This is a genomic window from Streptomyces sp. NPDC087300 (genome assembly GCF_044744425.1).
GTDB lineage: Bacteria > Actinomycetota > Actinomycetes > Streptomycetales > Streptomycetaceae > Streptomyces.
In genome coordinates this window covers 617746-636029 of sequence record NZ_JBIUYI010000005.1, presented here as the reverse complement: position 1 = coordinate 636029, position 18284 = coordinate 617746, and the positions used below count along the sequence as shown (strand labels likewise).

Sequence of the window (18284 nt, the reverse complement as noted above, 5' to 3'; positions counted from 1 at the left end):
AGGAGTAGCTGACGTGGGCGATCCGCTGGGGGTGGCCGTGCTCGGCGCGGGACACATGGGCGCCGACCATGTGCGGCGGATCGGCACGACGGTGGGCGGGGCCCGCGTGGTGGCGGTCGCCGACCCGGACACGGCGCGGGCCGAGGCGGCGGTGGCGGGCCGTTCCGGGGTGTCCGTGCACGGCGATGCGCTCGCGGCCCTCGCCGCGCCCGGTGTGGAGGCCGTCCTGGTGGCCTCGCCGGAGGCCGCGCACGAGGAGGCCCTGCTCGCGGCCTGCGCGCGCGGCCTCCCGGTGCTCTGCGAGAAGCCCCTCACCCCTGACGCCGCCTCCTCGCTCAGGATCGTGGAGGCGGAGGCGAGGCTGGGGCGCCGCCTGATACAGGTGGGGTTCATGCGCCGGTACGACGCCGAGTACGCCGACCTGAAGGCACTGCTCGACTCCGGCGGCCTCGGCAGGCCCCTGATGCTGCACTGCCGGCACCGCAACGTCGCCTCTCCGCCGTACTTCACCTCGTCGATGCTGATCAGCAGCTCCGTCTCGCACGAGATCGACGCGGCCCGCTGGCTGCTCGGCCAGGAGATCACCGCGGTGACGGTGCTGCGCCCGACGCCGTCCGGCGACGCCCCGTACGGACTGCTCGACCCGCAGTTGGTGCTCTTCGAGACGTCCGGCGGCGCGCTGGTCGACGTGGAGATCTTCGTCAACTGCGGCTTCGGGTACGAGGTGCGGTGCGAGGCGGTCTGCGAGCGCGGCAGCGCGACGGTGGGCGAGGACCGGTCGATGACCGTCCGCTCCGCGGGCCGGGCGGGGCAGGACGTCGCCCAGGACTACGTGGTGCGGTTCGCCGACGCGTACGACCGTGAGGTACGGGCCTGGGTGGCCGCGGCCCGCGCGGGACGGGCCACCGGGCCGAGCGCCTGGGACGGTTACGCGGCGGCCGCCGTCGCCGAGGCCGGGGTCCGCGCGCTGCGCGAGGGCGCGCGCAGCACGGTGGAACTGGCCGAACGGCCCGCGCTGTACGGCTGAGAGCCGTGGGGCTCGTGGCGCTCGTGGGGCCGCCGGGTCAGGAGCGCCAGTAGCCGAGCGCGTGCACGCGGTGCCTGGGCACGGACAGTTCCTTGCGGACGTACGAGGCCAGGGCGCGGGTCGTCGTCGTGTCGCAGGTGATCCATACGTAGGCGTCCTCGGGGTCGCCGAGCAGGTCGGGCAGCGCGGCCTTCACCTCCTGGACGAGGTGCCCGCCGGAGGTCCGCCGTTCGACGGTGCGCACGTCGTGCAGGCCGGCGTCCAGGCGCAGGCCGAGGCGGTCCAGATCGCCGTCGGTGGCGTGCTGCGTCTCGAACCAGATCGTCGCGGGCGTCTTGGGCAGCGCGCCCAGCAGGGACTTGACCGCGGGGAGCGAGGCGGGGTCGGCGACGACGAAGAGCCGCGCGGGCGCCGGGTCCGGCGTCTCGAAGCCGGTGCCCTGGACCGTCGCCTCGATCGTGTCGCCGGGCGCGGCCTTGCGCGCCCACTCGCTGGCGGCGCCGTCGTGCAGCGCGAACTCCAGAGTGAAGGTGCCCGTCTCCGGGTCCGGGTCGACGAGGGTGTACGCGCGCTGGTGCGGCTTGCCCGCGTCGTCGAACCAGAGGCGCACCCACATCGTGGGGTGCACGCCGGTCAGGGCGAGCATGCCGCCGTCCGTGACGTGGATGCGGCGGTAGTGCTCGGTGACCTCGTCGGTCCTCGTCACCGTGAACTTGAAGTCCTTGCCGCGCAGCAGCTTGAGGACCACACCCTCCCAGCCATGCCCCACCGCACACCCCTCCCCTGAGCGAACCCCGTGATCTTCTTAGGGGAGCCTAACCTAAGAAAATACGCTCAGACACCCCCGAGCAGCCGCGAGAGCCCCAGGTCGAGATCGAGGTCGGCCACCTCGCCGCCCGCGGGCACCACGGCGTACGACCGGTTCAGGAAGCGGCGCAGCACGAGCGTGTCGAACTGCACCAGGGCGAGCCCCTGCGGCGCGTGGAACTCCAGGACCGTGCGGGCCCTGCCGCACGGCCAGACGTGCACGTCCCCGGTGCCGACGGGAGCGCTGAGACCCTCCCCCAGGAGCTGGCGGGCGAAGATCCAGGTGACCTCCACGCCGTCGAGCGCCGCCTGCGCGGGGAAGGTCATCTGGACGGCGAGCGGATCGGCCGCCGAGTAGCGCAGGACCACGGGCAGGGCGCGCTCGCGGCCGTCGGACGTGATGAGGCGGGCGCGGGCGGGCTGTTCGAGGGTGACGGCCATGATCGAGCTCCACTTCTGCGGTTCCGGTTCCCGGGGTCACGGCCGTGACCATGACCCTCGTACTGTGCAGACCCCGTGAGCAGCCCGGTCATTACGGCAACACGCCAAGAGATCCATGTGACCTGCGCCACTCCCCTCGCACGACTCGGACATTTGTCGCCTAGAGTTTCGAACTCGGCCGAATCCCCGCAGTCCGAATCCCCCGCAGTCCGAGTCCCTCGCAGTGGGAACGGGAGTGTGTCCTGTCATGACCGACGTCCCCGCCGACGCCCCCTCCGGCATATCCGCCGGACGCGCCGATCCGGCCGTCGCGCCTGCCCGTGTGCCCGCCACGGCGGACTACACACGCGTCTTCGAGGAACAACAGCCTCGTCTCGTCGCGTACGCGCGCTCCCTCACCGGCAACTCATGGGTCGCCGACGACCTCGTCGCCGAGGCGCACTTCCGGGTGTGGCGGCGGCTGTCCGGCTGGCACGAGATCGAGAACGTACCGGCGTATCTGATGACGACCGTGCGGCACCTCGCCGCCACGGTGGGGCGGGGCGCCGCGGGGCGCGAGACGCCGCGTGATCCGCAGGCCCCGGAGACCGTCGGGATCTCGGGCCTCACCGACTCGCCGTTCGGCGCGCTCGGCACGGTGGGTACGGGAAGCGCGGAACAGGATCCCGCGGCCCGTGTCTCCTCCGTCGATCTCCTGACGCGGGTGCTCGGGCAGCTGCCCGAGCGGTGGGTCAAGGCGTTGTGGCTCGCCGAGGCCGAGGGGCAGCCGCTCGACGCGATCGGGCGCCGGATCGGCGCCGGGCGCGGCGCCACCGCGGTGCTGCTGCACCGGGCGCGCGAAGGCATGCGCCAGGCCTTCCTGCGCGCACATCCCGGCACGCCGGAGAATCCCGCGTGCGAGCCGCACTGGGACCGGATGCCAGGACACATCCGTGGCGAGGCGTCACCCCGGCAGTCGGAGCGGCTGCTCGACCACCTCGACGACTGCGCGGACTGCCGCGCCCGGCTGGCGCTGCTCACCCGCGCCAACACCCGGCTGCCCGCGCTCGCGGGGCCCGCGCTCCTGGTCTTCGTCCTCGGCGGCTCGGGCAAGTTCCTGTTGCCGCTCGCCGCGGGCTCGGCGACGGGCGCCGCGGCGGGCCACGGCGGTGGTCTGCTGCACGGCATGCGGCACGTCCTCACCGGCGGCGGCAAGATGTCCGCCGTGGCGGCGGGAGCGGTCGCCACGACGGTGGCCGGGGCGGCCGTCGCCGCAGGGCTCGTGCTCACCGGCTCCGACGAGCCTTCGCTGCCGCAGCAGCGGGTCGTCACCGCGGAGAGCGGGGTGCCGCAGCCGCCCCCGCCGCCATGGCAGGCGCCGGAGAAGCCGCAGAAGGGGACAGAGCAGGAGAAGGGCACGGGTAAGGGCACGGACGCGGAGCCGGAGCCGGGAAAGGCGGCGCCTGAGCAGAAGCAGGGCAGCGCACCGAAGCCAGGTGCGGCGCCGAAGTCCGAGACGGGTTCCGGGCAGTCGTCCGGACAGCGGCCCGCGGGGCCGCCCGCGCAACGCCCCGAGGCGGAGAATCCCGCCGAGAAGCCGGACGCGCCCGCCCCGCCCCCGCACACCCAGGGTCCGGCGACGCGACCTCCCGCGACACAGACTCCTGCGACAGAGGCTCCCGCGACACCACCGGTCGAGACGCCGACGCCTACACCCACGCCCACCCCCACGGATACGGTGCCGACACCCACCCCTACGCCTACGCCCGTCGACCCCACGCCGGTGGAGCCCACACCCGTCGACCCGACACCGGTCGAACCCACACCCGAGCCCCCGGTCTGCGAGCCCTGGATCGGGCCGATCTACATCTGCCACCAGCCATAGGGGCGCAGATGCGGACGTCCGCCCGTCAGGCGACCCGCTTGGCGAGAACCTGGCCAGGCCAGTCGCCGGAGACGAAGCTGTCGACGGGGGTGAACCCGTTGCGCTCGTAGAACGCGACGAGTTCGCCACCGCCACCCGCCCAGCAGTCGAGCCGCAGCAGCGCCACGCCGGCCCGCCGGGCCTCCTCCTCGGCATGGGCCAGGAGCGCCGCGCCGATCCCGAGGCCCGCGCGGCGCCGGTCGGAGACGAGCAGCCGGACGTACAGCTCGGGTTCCCCGGCGGGCGCGATCGGCAGCTGCGGGCTGGGGCCCGAGTCCAGCACCAGCGCGCCGACCGGCGTGCCGTCCGACTCCGCGATGTGCGGGGCGTTCTCGGTGAGATACCGCTCGACGCGCTCCGTACCGCCCGGCTTCCGCGAGTACGGAGTCGTACCCCACTGTTCGGTGTTGCCGCGTGCGTTCATCCAGACCACGGCGGCGTCGAGCATGCCGAGGACGGCAGGTGCGTCGGCGATGCCGCCGGGACGGATGCGTACGCGGGGCGTGGTGTCGTTCACGGCAGCAGCCTAGTGATCAACCGCTCGTGGTCCCCCTCGGGCTCCCCGGTGCGCACGCTTTCCCCCAGGTCAACGACGCCCCTTGGAGTTTCCACCGATGCGCGTCGGCGCTCATGGTCCGGAACGCGCATTGCCGTTCGGAGGCCTCGGCGGATTGGGTGGCCAAGGTCAACACCGCGGCAAGCGAAGGACATTCATGCTCGACGGCTGTACGCCCTGGCCCGAGGAGTTCGTCGACCGCTACTGGGCGGCCGGGCACTGGAGTGGCAACACGCTGGACAATCTGCTGCGCGGCTGGGCCCTGGAGTACGGGCCGCGGACCGCGCTCGTGCACGATGACACCCGCCTCACCTACGCGAACCTGAACCGGCGCGTGGACCGGGTGGCCGCCGGGTTCCGGCTGCGCGGGCTGCGGCCGGGGCAGCGGGTCGTCGTCCAGCTGCCGAACGTGCCCGAGTTCGTCGTCACCGTCTTCGCGCTGATGCGCGTCGGCGCGGTCCCCGTCCTCTGCCCGCTCCCGCACCGCACGGCCGAGGTGTCCCCGCTCGTCCGGCTCACGCAGGCCGTCGGCTACGTCGGCCCCTCGACGTACCAGGGCTTCGACCACACGGCGATGGCCGCGGACATCGCGGCCGAAGGGCCTTTCCTGCGGCGGGTGTTCAGCTACGAGGCGCCGGGCACCTCGTCCCCGTTCGGAGGCATGAGGGTCGACGCGTCGAGCTGCCACTACTTCCCGCTGTCCTCCATCGACGCGCCGCCCGACCGGGCGGTCGCCCAGAGCGCCGACCAGGTGGCGTTCCTGCTGCCCGCCGACGGGGCCCCCACCACGGAGCCCCGTCTCGTGCCGCGCACGCACAACGACTACGTCCATCAGGCGCGAGCCGCCGCCGAGTTGGTGTCACTCACCGCGGACGACGTCTATCTGGCCGCGCTGCCCGCCGGGTCCCCCTTCGCCTTCGGCTGCCCTGGCATCGTCGGGACGCTCTCCGTCGGCGGCACCGTCGTCCTCGCCGAGAACGCGGAACCCGGCGCCTGCCTGCCGCTCGTCGAACGGGAGCAGGTCACTCTCACCTCCGTGACACCCGCCGACGCCGAGCGCTGGCTCGACGGACTCCCCACGGCCCAGGCCGACTTGAGCAGTCTGCGGCTCGTACAGATCAGTGAGGTCGGCCCGATCAGCGGTGGCGGCGCCTTGGCACGTACGACCGTCGAGCGGATGGGGTCCGAGTGGGGCTGCCGACCGCAGCGGGTGTTCGGCGGGGCCGAGGGGCCGCTCCTGTTCACCCGCCCCACCGATCCGGACGAGACCGTACGCACCACGCAGGGCCGCCCGCTTTCGCCGGATGATGAGATCCGCCTGGTCGACTCCGACGGCAGGGACGTACCCGACGGCGCATCCGGTGAGCTGCTCGGCCGTGGACCGTACACCCCGCGCGGTCACTACCGGGCGCCCGACCACGACGCGCGCACCTTCACCCCCGACGGCTACTTCCGCACCGGAGCGCTCGCGCGCCGCACTCCGGCCGGGGACCTGGTCGTGACCGGCCACCTCGCCGACCCCGCCTGACGGGTCAGGCGGCGGGGCAGAGCCGCGCGGGGTCGGCCGGGGCCGAGGCGCGGGCCACGGTCGCGGTCACGGGACGCGCGGCGCGGCCGGTGACGACGGACTGCGAACGGTTCCGGGCGAAGACGACGAGGCGCAGCGCCGCGAACCGCGCGACGCCGGCGAGCGCGGAGGCCGACAGGTAGACGACCTGCTCGATGACCGCTCCGGGTGACGCGACGAGCTGCTGCAGGACCAGCATCGCCGCGCAGGTGACCACGTACGCGGCCGCCGCCGAGCCGCCCGACTGCGTGTGCTGGCGCCAGGTCGCGCGGCCGCCGGCGCCGAAGGTGAAGCGGGCGTGCAGTTCGGTGGCGAGCAGCGTGGAGACCACGGTGATCAGGGCGTTGGCCAGGGCCCAGGGAAGCCAGGAGGCGAGACCCGCCACGGCGAAGCTGGAGGCGAGACCGACACCGCCGCCGCAGAGCACGAAGCGCGCGAACGCGACGAAGGCGCCGGGTGCCGACTGCCGCTGGCTCTCTGCTGTCTCCATGACCCCGCCCCTTTGATGACTCGTGATGACCCGCTCCACGAAACGCGCACCTCGGCCGGTGCGGCCGGGGTGCGCTGTACGTGCATCATCATGGCACATCTATGGCGCCACTGTGGAGCCATTTATGGCACCGAGTTCGCATCGAGTGGCACCAGCAGTCGGTGGGTACGAGAAAGCCCCTGGCCAGAGGGACAGGGGCTTTCTCGTCGCGCGGAAAAGAACGTGACACCACATCTGGCACCAGGCTGGCGCCACCGTCGCCTCAGCCCGTGAGGTCGGGCGCGAAGTAGTCCCGCAGCCGGGCGATCTTCCCGTCCCTGACGCGGAAGATCTGGACGAGTGAGACGGTGATGTCCTCGGCGCCGCCCTCCCCGTCGCCGCCCTCCCCGTCGAAGACCGTGTCGATCTCGGCGATGAACACGTCGGGGTCCGATGTGGTGTGCAGGACGTAGCCGGACTTCGCGAAGTTCGGCCCGCGTTCACTGCTCGCCTGGCGCGCGTAGTACTCAGCCATCCCGGCGCGGATCTGTTCGCGGCCCACCAACCGCTTCGGGAAGGCGGCGTCGGCGGGCAGGAGCGGCGCCTCGAAGACGCCGTCCTCGGTGAACTGCCGGGCCAGAGCGTCCGCGTCGTGGGACACGGTCCCGGCGCGGACGTAACTCTCGAAGATCTCCTGCGGCGTTCTGGGCATGACGGCCTCCGCGCGTGAATTTTGCCAATACTTGGCCCCGATAGGGTGACTCCCCGAAAGATCACCTATTTGCACAAGGGGAAAGCTGTGCCCGCATCACGACTCAGTCGTACGCCGCTCCCAGGCATCGGCATACGTTACGACCTGACGACCCGTGAACAGCGCCGTCTCTCCGTGGTCGCCCACCGGGACGGCGCCCGCACGCTGAGCGCCTACCGGTCCGACGACCCGGACGAGTGCGCGCTGTCCTTGAAGCTGAGTTCCGGCGAGGCGGACGCGCTGATCGACGCGTTGATGCCCTCGCACCACAGCCCGAACCTGCTGCACACCACCGACCTGGGCCTGGTCGCCGAGCGGGTCCTGCTCTCCGCCACCTCGCACTGGAACGGCCGGCTCCTCGGCGAGACCAGGATGCGGACCGAGACCGGCGTCTCGATCGTGGCCGTACTGCGCAGGGCCGACGCCTTCCCGTCGCCCGCCCCCGACTTCCGCCTGGCGGGTGGCGACACCCTCATCGTCATCGGCACGCGCGAAGGCGTGGAGACGGCCGCGACGATACTCGGGCGGGAGTGATCGCGTGCATTCCGCTGTCTTCCTGATCGAGTTCGGTGCGATCATCCTGGCCCTCGGCCTGCTCGGCCGGTTCGCGGGGCGCTTCCAGTTCTCGCCGATACCCCTCTACCTCCTCGCCGGGCTCGCGTTCGGCGAGGGCGGTCTCCTCCCGCTCGGCGCGAGCGAGGAGTTCGTCGCCATCGGCGCCGAGATCGGCGTCATCCTGCTGCTGTTGATGCTCGGCCTCGAATACACGGCCAACGACCTCGTCAGCAATCTCAAGACGCAGTACCCGGCCGGTCTGGTCGACTGCACCCTCAACGCGCTGCCGGGCGCGATCGCCGCGCTGCTCATGGGCTGGGGCCCGGTGGCCGCCGTCGTCCTCGCGGGCGTCACCTGGATCTCCTCGTCGGGCGTCATCGCCAAGGTCCTCAACGACCTCGGGCGGGTCGGCAACCGCGAGACGCCGGTCATCCTCAGCATCCTCGTCCTCGAGGACCTGGCGATGGCGATCTACCTGCCCATCATCACCGCGCTGCTCGCCGGAGTCGGTCTGGCCGCGGGCAGTCTCACGCTCGCCATCGCGCTCGGCGCGGCCGGCCTCGTGCTGTTCCTCGCGGTGCGGTACGGGCGGCTCATCTCGCGGTTCGTCTCCAGTGACGACCCGGAGAAGCTGCTCCTGGTGGTACTTGGTCTGACCATCCTGGTCGCGGGCATCGCCCAGCAGCTCCAGGTCTCCGCGGCCGTCGGCGCGTTCCTCGTCGGCATCGCGCTCTCCGGAGAGGTCGCCGAGGGCGCGCACTCGCTGCTCTCGCCGCTGCGCGACCTGTTCGCCGCGGTGTTCTTCGTCTTCTTCGGGCTGCACACCGATCCGGCGAGCATTCCGCCGGTGCTGCTTCCCGCGCTCGCGCTCGCCGTCGTCACGGCCTGCACGAAGATCGCGACCGGTTACTGGGCGGCCCGCCGTGCGCAGGTGTCCGTCAAGGGCAGGTGGCGGGCGGGCGGCGCGCTCGTGGCGCGCGGCGAGTTCTCCATCGTCATCGCGGGGCTCGCGGTCGCGGCCGGGATCGAGCCTTCGCTCGGCCCGCTGGCCACCGCGTACGTGCTGATCCTGGTGATCGTCGGCCCGCTGACCGCCCGTTACACACAGCCCATCGCGGGCTTCGTGGGCGAACTGCTCGCGCGCAGGCGGGCCTCGTCCGTCGCCGCGGGTGACGGTGTCGAAGCCGCCGCCGCGCAGTTGCCCGGACCCAGGGAGCCGGTCGAGAACCTCGACGGGCAGGACGCGCGCGACCGCTCGTAGGTCGCCCGCGGGTCGGCCGGCGGACGTGCCGGGCGGTGCAGCTCGGTACACACCGGGCAACTTCGGGACTCGCCGCCCGGCACCGCCCGCCCTGCTGGCACGATGCTCCCCATGACCTCAGGGCCCGCGTTCCGCCTCGCACGAGCCGCCGTGTTCGCGGCCGTGTGCGTGGTGGTGACGGCCCTGGGGCACGCGCTCATGTCCGGTGCCCCGCTGCCCTGGTGGGCCGTCGGCTACGCCTTCGCGGCCACGGCCGCCGCCGCGTGGTGGCTGACCGGCCGTGAGCGCGGCGCCCTGACGGTCACCTCCGCCACGGTCGCGGCGCAGCTCGCCCTGCACGAACTGTTCGGCTTCGCCCAGCGGTTCGGCGCACCGGCCGGGGCGGGCGGCACCGCCGCGCACGGTGGCGCGGGGGCGGTCGGTGGCATGGGGGCGGCTGGCGGTGCGGAGGCGACCGGCGGTGGCGGCATGGATTCCATGAACCACATGAACCATGCGATGCCGATGCCCTCCGGGTCCGGCGCCGGGACCGCCCCAGGGTCCCACTCCGGCGACGCCGGTGAGTGGATCATGTCGCTCTTCGGCCACAGCGCCCTCGGCATGCTCCTCGCCCACGTCGTCGCCGCCCTGATCTGCGCCCTGTGGCTGTGGCGCGGCGAGGCCGCCGCGTTCCGCACCGGACGGGCGCTCGCCGCGGCCCTGTTCGTGCCGCTCCGCCTCGTCCTGCGGATCCTCGTCGCGGCCCTTCCCCCCGCCCCGCCGCGCGTCGGCGCGCTCGTGCCCGTGCCGCGGCTGCGCGGGGTCCTCCTTCAGTACGTCGTCTCCCGCAGAGGTCCACCGGTTCTTCCGGTCAGTTCCTGATACCGCCCGCACCCCTCGGTGCCGGGCGGATTTTCGGCGTCCGCGCCCCCGGGTCCGCAGTGCCCGGCCGGGTGCGCCGCGCCGCTTCCGAACTCCCTTCACCGAAGGACCTTTCGCGATGACTCCTACCCTTTTGCGGCCCCTGTCCGGCGCGCCCGGCGGGGACCCGGCCCGCGACGACCTCATCACCCAGTGGGCGCTCGCGGCCCGCGACGGCGACGCCGAGGCGTTCGAACGGTTCGTGCGGGCCACCCGGCGCGACGTCTGGCGCTTCGTGGCCCACCTCAGCGGTGATCTGCACGGTGCGGACGACCTGACCCAGGAGACGTACCTGCGGGCCCTGACCTCGCTGCCCGGCTACGCGGCGCGAGCCTGTGCCCGTACCTGGCTGCTCGCCATCGCCCGCCGTACCGTCGCCGACCGGTTCCGGCGGGCGGCGGCGCGGCCGCGGATCGCCGACACCGGCGACTGGCAGGCGGCCGCCGAGCGGGCGCAGCCGCGCGGCCTGCCCGGTTTCGAGGAGGGCGTGGCCCTGCTCGACCTCCTCTCCGGGCTCGACGCGCCGCGGCGTGAGGCGTTCGTCCTGACCCAGCTCGCCGGGCTGCCGTACGCGGAGGCGGCGGCCGCCGTCGGCTGCCCGGTGGGCACCGTGCGCTCCCGGGTGGCGCGTGCGCGGGAGCGGGTGAGCGCGTTGCTGCTCGCCGCCGACCGCGCCGCCTGACCGAGCGGGCTCCACGCACTGCCCGGAGGTCCCGGTCGCGGCCTCCGAGCAGTGCGTTTAGCGTGGTGCGGGGGTGTCTGGAGGTCACCATGGACAGCTCGTCCATACCCGCTTCGGAGCCCGTTCCGCCCGGTACCGACTCCGTCCGCGATGCCGGGACATCCGGTTCGGCACCTGGTTCCGTGCCGTACACGGGAGGCGGGCGCCACGAGCACCGCTGGCTGATCCTCGCCGTGATCGGCATGGCCCAGCTCATGGTGGTGCTCGACGCGACGATCGTGAACATCGCGCTGCCCTCCGCCCAGCGGGACCTGGGGTTCAGCGACGGCAACCGGCAGTGGATCGTCACCGCGTACGCGCTCGCCTTCGGTTCGCTGCTGCTGCTCGGCGGGCGCATCGCCGACCTGGTGGGGCGCAAGCTCGTGTTCCTGTCCGGGCTCGCCGGCTTCGCGCTCGCCTCCGCGCTCGGCGGCGCGGCCAACAGCTTCTCGATGCTGGTGGCGGCCCGCGCGCTGCAAGGCGTGTTCGGCGCGCTGCTCGCGCCCGCCGCGCTCTCGCTGCTCACCACGACGTTCACGGATCCGCGCGAGCGCGCCAAGGCCTTCGGCATCTACGGCGCCATCGCGGGCGCGGGCGGCGCGGTGGGACTGCTGCTCGGCGGTGTGCTGACCGAGTACCTGAACTGGCGCTGGTGCCTGTACGTGAACCTCGCCTTCGCCGTCGCCGCGATGATCGGCGGCGCCCGGCTGCTGCACGCGGGCGCTCCCCCGGACCGTCCCAAGCTCGACGTGCCCGGCACGCTGCTGGTCTCCGCGGGTCTCTTCTGCATCGTCTACGGCTTCTCCAACGCCGAGACCCATGAGTGGGGCGACGTGCAGACCTGGGGGTTCCTGGTGGTCGGCGCCGTGCTGCTCGTGGCGTTCGCCTGGTGGCAGACGCGGGCGGCGCATCCGCTGCTCCCGCTGCGGGTCGTGCTCGACCGGGACCGCGGCGCCTCGTTCCTTGCCATGTTCATCTCGGGCGCCGGCATGTTCGGCGTCTTCCTGTTCCTGACGTACTACCTCCAGCAGATCCTCGGCTACACACCCGTGAAGACCGGCCTCGCCTTCCTGCCGATGGTCGCGGTGATGGTGGTGGCCTCGGTGGTGACCACCAACAACCTGTTGCCGAAGATGGGCGCCAAGCCCATCGTGCCGCTGGGCATGGGCCTTTCGGCCGCGGGCATGGCCTGGCTCACCGCCCTTGACACGACCAGCGGGTACGCCGCGCACGTCCTGCCGCCGCTCCTCGTCGCCGGGCTCGGGCTCGGGCTGATCTTCGCCCCCGCGATGAGCATGGCCACGGCAGGGGTCGCCGCGCACGACGCCGGGGTGGCCTCCGCGATGGTCAACACCAGCCAGCAGGTGGGCGGTTCGATCGGTACGGCGCTGCTCAACACGCTCGCCACCACGGCCGCGTCGAACTACCTCGTCGGCAAGAAGCCGACGCCCGAGGTGCAGGCGCAGTCCGCGATGCAGTCGTACTCGACGGCGTACTGGTGGTCGGCCCTCTTCTTCGCCGTGGGCCTGGTCGTTACGGTCGTCCTGTACCGCAGAGGGGCCCCGGTCGCGACGGAAGCGGGCGGCGGCGCGGTGCACATGTAGGGCGGGGGTGACCTGATGGCGTCGGTCTCCGAGGGATCGGGCTCTGAGGGGTCCGCGGGCTCGACGGGCTCCGCGGGTTCGACGGGCCCGACGGGCCCCGCGGGTGAGGGCGGAGTCGCGCTCTCCTCGGCGCGCGGCCGCTGGGTGCTCGCGTGCGCGGTCCTCGCGTCGGGCATGGCGATGCTGGACGGGACGGTGGTCAACGTCGCCCTGCCCACGCTCGGCAGGGACCTGGACACCTCGATCTCCGCCCTCCAGTGGGTGGTCAACGCCTACATGCTCACGCTCTCGGCGCTGCTGCTGCTCGGCGGCGCGCTCGGTGACCGCGTCGGGCGGCGGCGCACGCTCATCGTGGGCGTGGTGTGGTTCGCGCTCGCCTCCGCGCTGTGCGGGCTCGCGCAGAACGCGGGGACGCTGATCGCGGCGCGGGCGCTCCAAGGTGTCGGGGGCGCGCTCCTGACCCCCGGTTCGCTGGCGCTCGTGCGCTCCTCGTACCGCCCCGACGACCAGGCGCGCGCCGTGGGTGCCTGGTCGGGGCTCGGCGGCGTGGCGGGCGCGATCGGGCCCTTCCTGGGCGGCTGGCTGATCGACGGTCCCGGCTGGCGGTGGATCTTCCTCATCAACGTGCCGCTCGCCGCGCTCGTCCTGGTCGCGGTGCGGCACGTGCCGGAGAGCCGCGACGAGTCGGCGTCCGCGCGGCCGTTCGACGTGCCGGGCGCGTGCCTGGCCGCGCTGTTCCTGGCGGGCGTGAGCTTCTCGCTGATCGGCGCGTCCGGTGACTCGTCGGCGGCCGGCGCGGTGCTTCCCGGCGTGCTCGGTCTGGCGGCGGGCGCCGCCTTCGTCCTGGTCGAGCACCGCAGGCGCGACCCGATGCTGCCCCTGACGCTGTTCCGCTCACGCCTGTTCTCCGCGGCCAACGTGATGACTCTGTGCCTGTACGCGGCGATCGGCGGCATCCTGTTCATGCTGCCCGTCCAGCTCCAGACGACGCTCGGCTACGACGCGCTGCAGGCGGGCACGGCGACGCTGCCGATCACGGTGCTGATGCTGCTGCTCTCCGCGTACTCCGGTGACCTGGCCCGGCGGATCGGCCCGCGCCTGCCGCTGATGGCCGGACCGCTGGTGGCCGCCGCCGGGGTGCTGTTGATGCTGCGGATCCGGCCGGGGGCTTCGTACGTCACGGAGGTGCTGCCCGCGGTGGTCGTGCTCGGCCTCGGCATGAGCCTGTTCGTGGCGCCGCTCACCGCGACCGTGCTCGCCTCGGTGGACGGGAGCCACGCGGGCCTCGCGTCCGGCGTCAACAACACCGCGGCGCGCATCGCCCAACTGCTCGTCGTCGCGGGGCTGCCGCTCGCGGTGGGCCTGACCGGCACGGCGTACGCCGACCCGGACGCGCTGAACACCGCCTTCGGCAAGGCCGCGGTGATGTGCGCGGCGCTGTTCGTCCTCGCGGCGTTCGCGGCGGCGCTGTTCGTGAGGCCCAGCCCCGCCGCCTGGCACGCGGAGAAGGGCAACGAGCCGCAGTGCAAGACGTGCCTGGGGGTGAACGCGCCGCCGCTGGAGCCGGGGGTGCGCGACGAGGCGTAGGCCACCCGGCTGCTTCCGGGCTAGGAGGCCCCCGCCTCCCGTACGAAGAGGGTGACCGACACGCTCGCCTCGAAGCCGTTGCGCCGCATCAGCGCGGCCGATGCGGTGTTGCGGGACTCGACGTCCGTGACGACGGCGCTCGCGCCCGCCTCGGTGAGCGACGCGACGCAGGCCTTCACCAGGCGGCTCGCGATGCCCTGCCCCTGGTACGCGGGCGCGCTGGCGATCCACTCCAGGTTGCCCCAGTCGGCACGCTGGTCGAAGCCCATCGAGCCGAGCACGAACCCGGCGACCCTCTCCCCGTCCAGCGCCACCCAGCAGGCGGACGCCTCGCCGTCCATGTGCCCGGCGATCGCCGAGAGCGACCAGGACGTGTAGGGCTTCACCGTCGTGTCGTAGACCTGGCGCCCCAGGGCGAGGACATCGGCCAGATGAGTGGCCGTCATCGGCGCGAGAGCGATCTCCGGGCGCGATGACGGTGCGGGCGTGGACATGGGGCCTCCGAGGGCGGCGGGCGCGGCACCAGGCCACGCCTTGGGCGCACTTCACGCTATGAGCGGGGAACGGGTGGCGCACGCCGGGGCGGGCCCGCGGGGTCGCGCGCCGTCAGCGGCCGGGGGCTGCGGCGTACGGCCCAGTGGACGTGGCAGCGTACGGGGTGACCGGCGCGGCAGCGTACGGCTCGGGCGGCTCGGGCGGCTCGCAGGTGTACGGCACAAGAGGCACCGCGCCCCAGCGTGCGAGCAGCACCGTGCCGTACGGCTCGGCCGGCGCCACGTCGTACGGCACGGTCGGCCCGGATGTCTACGTCGGGATCGGCCGGTCGGCGCACAACTCCCGCTCCGGGCCAGCTCGTTGATCATCGCACCGGTCGGGCGGGCCCTCGGCAGCCCTTATCGTGGAGCGCATGTCCGTTCCTGAACTCATCCGCATCGTCTCCCGCTCCTCCCCCATGGCCCTCGCCCAGGTGGAGCGCGTCCGCAGCGAACTCGCCGCGCTGCACCCCGGCATCCGGACCGAAGTCGTGCCGGTCACGACCTCCGGGGACCGCTGGATGGGCGACCTGGCGAAGCTCGGCGGCAAGGGGGCCTTCACCAAGGAGGTCGACGCCGCGCTGCTCGCCGGTGAGGCGGACCTCGCGGTGCACTGCGTGAAGGACGTACCGGCGGACCGGCCGCTGCCCGCCGGCACCACGTTCGCCGCGTTCCTCAAGCGGGACGACATCCGCGACGCGCTCATCGACCCCGAGGGCCGCACCCTCGACGAGCTGCCCGCGGGCACCCGCATCGGCACGTCGTCGGTCCGCCGCGTCGCGCAGCTCGCCGCCTCGCACCCGGAGTTGGAGTGCGTGCCGATGCGCGGGAACGCGGGCCGCAGGCTGGCGAAGCTCGCGGCGGGCGACGCCGACGCGCTGCTGCTCGCCCAGTCGGGCCTCGACCGCATCGGCCGCCCCGAGCTGGCCAGCGAGATCCTGTCGGTGGAGACGATGTGCCCGCCGATCGGCGCGGGGATCCTGGCCCTGCAGTGCCGTGAGGAGGACACCACCACGATCGACGCGGTGTCGGGGCTCGGCGACCGGGACGCCTGGCGGGAGGCGACGGCCGAGCGGATGTTCCTGCACGTCCTTCAGGGCCACTGCAATTCGCCGATCGCCGGGTTCGCCCGCTCGGAGCGGGGCGGCGATCTGTCGCTGCGCGCCTGTGTGTTCACCCCGGACGGCAAGACGGTCCTGAACGCACAGGAGTGGGCGGGTCCGCTCGACCCCACGACCCTGGGCATGTCCGTGGCGGTGGCGCTGCTGCGCCAGGGGGCGCGTGAGCTGATCGACGGGATCGCGCACTGAAAGGTCGCGTCGCACCTGACCGGGGGCGTGCCCTCAGCCAGGCGCTGAGGGAGTGACGGCCTCGCCGGGCTCCCCCGGGCCGGGCTCCCGCCCCTCGGGAGCGTCGGGCTCCTCGGCGCGGGACGGGTCGTCGGCGGCCCCGGCCTCCCTGGGCTGCGTGGCGCCCGCCCCGACGAGCACGCCGAGCGCGACGGCGACGACGGTCATGAGGGCGCTGACGATCGTCGGCAGGCCCCGGTCGCTCTGCCCGACCAGGAGTTCACCGACGCCCGTCAGGCTCAGCGCGCCGGGGACGAGGAGCCAGAACGCGGGCAGGAAGGTGACCTGCGAGGGCGGTGCGCTGCGCCACCGCTGCATGATCTGGCTGAACACCGGCAGCGACATCCCGCCGAGGAAGGCGCCGAACAGGCTGCCGAAGAGCGCGTTGCCGAGCTGCTGGGTGCCCTCCACCAGGACCAGGGCGAGCATGAGCCAGGGCAACGACCGCGCGGCGGCCGAGGAGTTGAACAGATAGCCGACGGCGAGGAGCAGTGCTCCGGCCCACGGCGCCCAGGCGCCGAAGGAGGACGCGGCCGTGCCGTGCGGGATGGGGTGCGCGGTCATCAGCTGGCTGCCGACCGTGATGCCGAAGGTCAGCAGGACCAGGACGCTCATCCCGTAGATGAGGCGGCTCGAACCGGAGACGATGGATCCGGCGGCCAGTTCCATGGTCCCCATGGTCAGGGCGGCGCCGGGCAGGAAGGTGATGAGCGGCGGGATGAGGAGCTTCGCCGGGTTCTCGCCGAGCAGCGGGCCGCTGTAGCGGTACGCGAGGACGGTCACCAGGACCGCGGCGAGCACCGGGAGCGCCAGCATGAGGCTCGGCAGGCGGGCGGCGACCGTCTCGCGCAGGGTGCCGACGGCGGCGCCGAGCGCGGCGTACCCGATCAGCGCCATGGGGCTGGGGACGGTGAGGAAGCCGAGCCCCAGGGTCATGACGGTGTAGCCGAGTACGCGCAGCGGGGCGGAGAAGCGGGCGGGCAGGGCGTAGACCTGGCGCAGCCGCTCGGTGCCTTCGGCCGGGTCCACGGGGTGTTCGTAGAGGTCACGGACGAACGCGTACAGGGTGCCGATCTGGTCGAGCCGCAGGGTGTCGCCGCGCACCGGGGCGAAGTCGACGACGGAGTCGGGGCCGTCGCCGACCCGGACGAAGACGCCGGTCGGCAGGACGAAGGCGTGCACGGGGTGCAGGCCGTAGCGGGTGCCGAGCGTGGTGACGACGCGCTGGACGCGTTCGCTGATCTCGCCCGCCCGGCACAGGGCGACTCCGCAGTCGCGCAGGAAGCGCACCAACTCCTTGGGCGGCGGCGGGGGTTCGGAGGTGTCGGGCGGCGGCAGCCTGCGCCGCCACAGCCTGGTCACGGACACGGCACCGCGTCCGGCGCGCCGGGCCATGCGGCGCAGCGGGACCGCCGGCTCGCGTTCGGCGGGCGCGTCGGGTACGGCGGCGTCGGGGGCCGCCCGCGGAAGCTGCCGGGTGCGCAGGCGTACGGGTCTGCGGTGGCGTCGGCGCCCGTCGGCCGGGTCGGAGGGTGCCATGGTCGGTCGTCGCTGTCCGGGCCGGGACCGTCACACGTGGTGCGGCAGTTGCTTGGCGCGGCGGCGGATCTGGAGGGCGGTGACGATCTCGGCGACGCCGACCGCGATCAGCATGCAGCCGCCGAGCACGGTGAGGATCGCCACCGAGTCGAAGGGCGAGACGATCAGGACGCAGCCCGCGATCACGCTCACGATGCCGGTGACGGCCTGCCAGCCGCGGGCGGGCATGTCCGGGTCGGAGACCGCGGCGATGGTCAGCGTGATGCCCTTGAAGAGCCAGCCGATGCCGATCCACAGGGCGAGCAGCAGGATCGACTGCATCGCGCCGCGGAAGCAGAACAGGCCGAGCAGGATGCCCAGGGCGCCGCTGATGAAGGCCAGCACCCGCATCGCGCCCGACACGTGCGTGCCGAACGCGGCGACGATCTGGAAGATGCCGCCGACCAGCAGGTAGGCGCCGAAGAAGGCGCCCGCGACCAGCAGTGTCGCGCCGGGCCAGACCAGTGCGAGTACGCCCATGACCAGGGCGAGCACGCCCGAGACGAGCACGTACTGCCAGGCGCCGCGGACCAGCCTGTTCAGCGGCCCCGCGAGCCCGTCGGGGCCGCCGGGGCCGTCGGGCCCGCTCGGCCCTGGAGGGGTGTCCGGGGTGGGTGGAGTGGCTGTGTGCATGCTTCCAGGCTGGTCGGCGCCGTCGCGGCGACAACCGGGAGC

At 73.2% G+C, this 18284-nt stretch carries 19 protein-coding genes; 11 read left to right on the top strand and 8 right to left on the bottom strand.

Annotated elements, in window-relative coordinates:
* Positions 1-13: 13 nt before the first annotated feature.
* Positions 14-1027 carry a Gfo/Idh/MocA family protein gene (locus ACIO9J_RS23090; protein WP_402002566.1) on the top strand — a complete coding sequence of 338 codons (1014 nt, stop codon included), beginning with the start codon at positions 14-16 and terminating at the stop codon, positions 1025-1027.
* A 37-nt stretch (positions 1028-1064) separates the two neighbouring features.
* Here ACIO9J_RS23090 and ACIO9J_RS23085 read toward each other — a convergent pair whose 3' ends face one another.
* Entirely contained in the window at positions 1065-1796 is a 732-nt protein-coding gene (locus ACIO9J_RS23085; protein ID WP_402002563.1) for a siderophore-interacting protein, read from the bottom strand.
* Between the two features lie 65 nt (positions 1797-1861).
* A complete protein-coding gene (locus ACIO9J_RS23080) occupies positions 1862-2275 on the bottom strand; it encodes an SsgA family sporulation/cell division regulator (RefSeq protein WP_402002560.1) in 414 nt (137 codons plus the stop codon).
* A gap of 247 nt (positions 2276-2522) precedes the next feature.
* Here ACIO9J_RS23080 and ACIO9J_RS23075 point away from each other — a divergent pair, with 247 nt between their 5' ends.
* Positions 2523-4139 carry a sigma factor gene (locus ACIO9J_RS23075; protein WP_402002557.1) on the top strand — a complete coding sequence of 539 codons (1617 nt, stop codon included), beginning with the start codon at positions 2523-2525 and terminating at the stop codon, positions 4137-4139.
* 25 nt (positions 4140-4164) lie between these two features.
* Here ACIO9J_RS23075 and ACIO9J_RS23070 read toward each other — a convergent pair whose 3' ends face one another.
* Positions 4165-4695, bottom strand: a complete 531-nt coding sequence (locus tag ACIO9J_RS23070) for a GNAT family N-acetyltransferase (RefSeq protein ID WP_402002554.1) — start codon at positions 4693-4695, stop codon at positions 4165-4167.
* Positions 4696-4891: 196 nt separating this feature from the next.
* Between ACIO9J_RS23070 and ACIO9J_RS23065 the strand changes: the two genes are divergently transcribed.
* The gene (locus ACIO9J_RS23065; protein ID WP_402002551.1) at positions 4892-6262 is read left to right on the top strand and encodes an AMP-binding protein; all 1371 of its coding nucleotides are present in this window, start codon (positions 4892-4894) and stop codon (positions 6260-6262) included.
* Between the two features lie 4 nt (positions 6263-6266).
* Here the strand turns inward: ACIO9J_RS23065 and ACIO9J_RS23060 are convergent, their stop codons facing one another.
* Together ACIO9J_RS23060 and ACIO9J_RS23055 are read right to left on the bottom strand one after the other, a co-directional pair.
* Complete coding sequence (locus tag ACIO9J_RS23060; RefSeq protein WP_402002548.1) at positions 6267-6791, bottom strand: hypothetical protein; 525 nt, start codon at positions 6789-6791, stop codon at positions 6267-6269.
* Between the two features lie 262 nt (positions 6792-7053).
* The gene (locus tag ACIO9J_RS23055; RefSeq protein WP_402002545.1) at positions 7054-7482 is read right to left on the bottom strand and encodes a nuclear transport factor 2 family protein; all 429 of its coding nucleotides are present in this window, start codon (positions 7480-7482) and stop codon (positions 7054-7056) included.
* Positions 7483-7569: 87 nt separating this feature from the next.
* On the opposite strand from ACIO9J_RS23055, the gene ACIO9J_RS23050 reads away from it, so the two are divergent.
* From ACIO9J_RS23050 to ACIO9J_RS23025, 6 genes are all read left to right on the top strand, one after another.
* Entirely contained in the window at positions 7570-8055 is a 486-nt protein-coding gene (locus tag ACIO9J_RS23050) for a cation:proton antiporter regulatory subunit (RefSeq protein WP_402002542.1), read from the top strand.
* A 4-nt stretch (positions 8056-8059) separates the two neighbouring features.
* Positions 8060-9337 carry a cation:proton antiporter gene (locus ACIO9J_RS23045; RefSeq protein WP_402002539.1) on the top strand — a complete coding sequence of 426 codons (1278 nt, stop codon included), beginning with the start codon at positions 8060-8062 and terminating at the stop codon, positions 9335-9337.
* A gap of 111 nt (positions 9338-9448) precedes the next feature.
* Positions 9449-10198 carry a hypothetical protein gene (locus tag ACIO9J_RS23040; protein ID WP_402002537.1) on the top strand — a complete coding sequence of 250 codons (750 nt, stop codon included), beginning with the start codon at positions 9449-9451 and terminating at the stop codon, positions 10196-10198.
* 118 nt (positions 10199-10316) lie between these two features.
* Positions 10317-10919: a sigma-70 family RNA polymerase sigma factor gene (locus tag ACIO9J_RS23035; protein WP_402002534.1), complete on the top strand. Its 603-nt coding sequence runs from the start codon at positions 10317-10319 to the stop codon at positions 10917-10919.
* A gap of 89 nt (positions 10920-11008) precedes the next feature.
* Positions 11009-12562: an MFS transporter gene (locus tag ACIO9J_RS23030; protein WP_402002531.1), complete on the top strand. Its 1554-nt coding sequence runs from the start codon at positions 11009-11011 to the stop codon at positions 12560-12562.
* A gap of 15 nt (positions 12563-12577) precedes the next feature.
* Positions 12578-14149: an MFS transporter gene (locus ACIO9J_RS23025; RefSeq protein ID WP_402002528.1), complete on the top strand. Its 1572-nt coding sequence runs from the start codon at positions 12578-12580 to the stop codon at positions 14147-14149.
* 20 nt (positions 14150-14169) lie between these two features.
* On the opposite strand, the gene ACIO9J_RS23020 is transcribed toward ACIO9J_RS23025, so the two are convergent.
* Complete coding sequence (locus ACIO9J_RS23020; RefSeq protein ID WP_402002525.1) at positions 14170-14643, bottom strand: GNAT family N-acetyltransferase; 474 nt, start codon at positions 14641-14643, stop codon at positions 14170-14172.
* 149 nt (positions 14644-14792) lie between these two features.
* Here ACIO9J_RS23020 and ACIO9J_RS23015 point away from each other — a divergent pair, with 149 nt between their 5' ends.
* Together ACIO9J_RS23015 and hemC are read left to right on the top strand one after the other, a co-directional pair.
* The gene (locus ACIO9J_RS23015) at positions 14793-15008 is read left to right on the top strand and encodes a hypothetical protein (protein WP_402002522.1); all 216 of its coding nucleotides are present in this window, start codon (positions 14793-14795) and stop codon (positions 15006-15008) included.
* Between the two features lie 48 nt (positions 15009-15056).
* Complete coding sequence (gene hemC, locus ACIO9J_RS23010; RefSeq protein WP_402002519.1) at positions 15057-15992, top strand: hydroxymethylbilane synthase; 936 nt, start codon at positions 15057-15059, stop codon at positions 15990-15992.
* A 33-nt stretch (positions 15993-16025) separates the two neighbouring features.
* On the opposite strand, the gene ACIO9J_RS23005 is transcribed toward hemC, so the two are convergent.
* On the bottom strand, positions 16026-17570 hold the full coding sequence (locus ACIO9J_RS23005; protein ID WP_402002516.1) for a threonine/serine exporter ThrE family protein: 1545 nt from the start codon (positions 17568-17570) through the stop codon (positions 16026-16028).
* A 30-nt stretch (positions 17571-17600) separates the two neighbouring features.
* Positions 17601-18242, bottom strand: a complete 642-nt coding sequence (locus ACIO9J_RS23000; protein ID WP_402002514.1) for an HdeD family acid-resistance protein — start codon at positions 18240-18242, stop codon at positions 17601-17603.
* Positions 18243-18284: the final 42 nt, after the last annotated feature.

Coding starts and splice junctions, on each gene's coding strand:
- ACIO9J_RS23080 (WP_402002560.1), bottom strand. CDS start 2,275: ATGGCCGTCACCCTCGAACAGCCCGCCCGCGCCCGCCTCATCACGTCC.
- ACIO9J_RS23075 (WP_402002557.1), top strand. CDS start 2,523: ATGACCGACGTCCCCGCCGACGCCCCCTCCGGCATATCCGCCGGACGC.
- ACIO9J_RS23065 (WP_402002551.1), top strand. CDS start 4,892: ATGCTCGACGGCTGTACGCCCTGGCCCGAGGAGTTCGTCGACCGCTAC.
- ACIO9J_RS23060 (WP_402002548.1), bottom strand. CDS start 6,791: ATGGAGACAGCAGAGAGCCAGCGGCAGTCGGCACCCGGCGCCTTCGTC.
- ACIO9J_RS23055 (WP_402002545.1), bottom strand. CDS start 7,482: ATGCCCAGAACGCCGCAGGAGATCTTCGAGAGTTACGTCCGCGCCGGG.
- ACIO9J_RS23040 (WP_402002537.1), top strand. CDS start 9,449: ATGACCTCAGGGCCCGCGTTCCGCCTCGCACGAGCCGCCGTGTTCGCG.
- ACIO9J_RS23035 (WP_402002534.1), top strand. CDS start 10,317: ATGACTCCTACCCTTTTGCGGCCCCTGTCCGGCGCGCCCGGCGGGGAC.
- ACIO9J_RS23030 (WP_402002531.1), top strand. CDS start 11,009: ATGGACAGCTCGTCCATACCCGCTTCGGAGCCCGTTCCGCCCGGTACC.
- ACIO9J_RS23025 (WP_402002528.1), top strand. CDS start 12,578: ATGGCGTCGGTCTCCGAGGGATCGGGCTCTGAGGGGTCCGCGGGCTCG.
- ACIO9J_RS23020 (WP_402002525.1), bottom strand. CDS start 14,643: ATGTCCACGCCCGCACCGTCATCGCGCCCGGAGATCGCTCTCGCGCCG.
- hemC (WP_402002519.1), top strand. CDS start 15,057: ATGTCCGTTCCTGAACTCATCCGCATCGTCTCCCGCTCCTCCCCCATG.
- ACIO9J_RS23005 (WP_402002516.1), bottom strand. CDS start 17,570: ATGGCACCCTCCGACCCGGCCGACGGGCGCCGACGCCACCGCAGACCC.
- ACIO9J_RS23000 (WP_402002514.1), bottom strand. CDS start 18,242: ATGCACACAGCCACTCCACCCACCCCGGACACCCCTCCAGGGCCGAGC.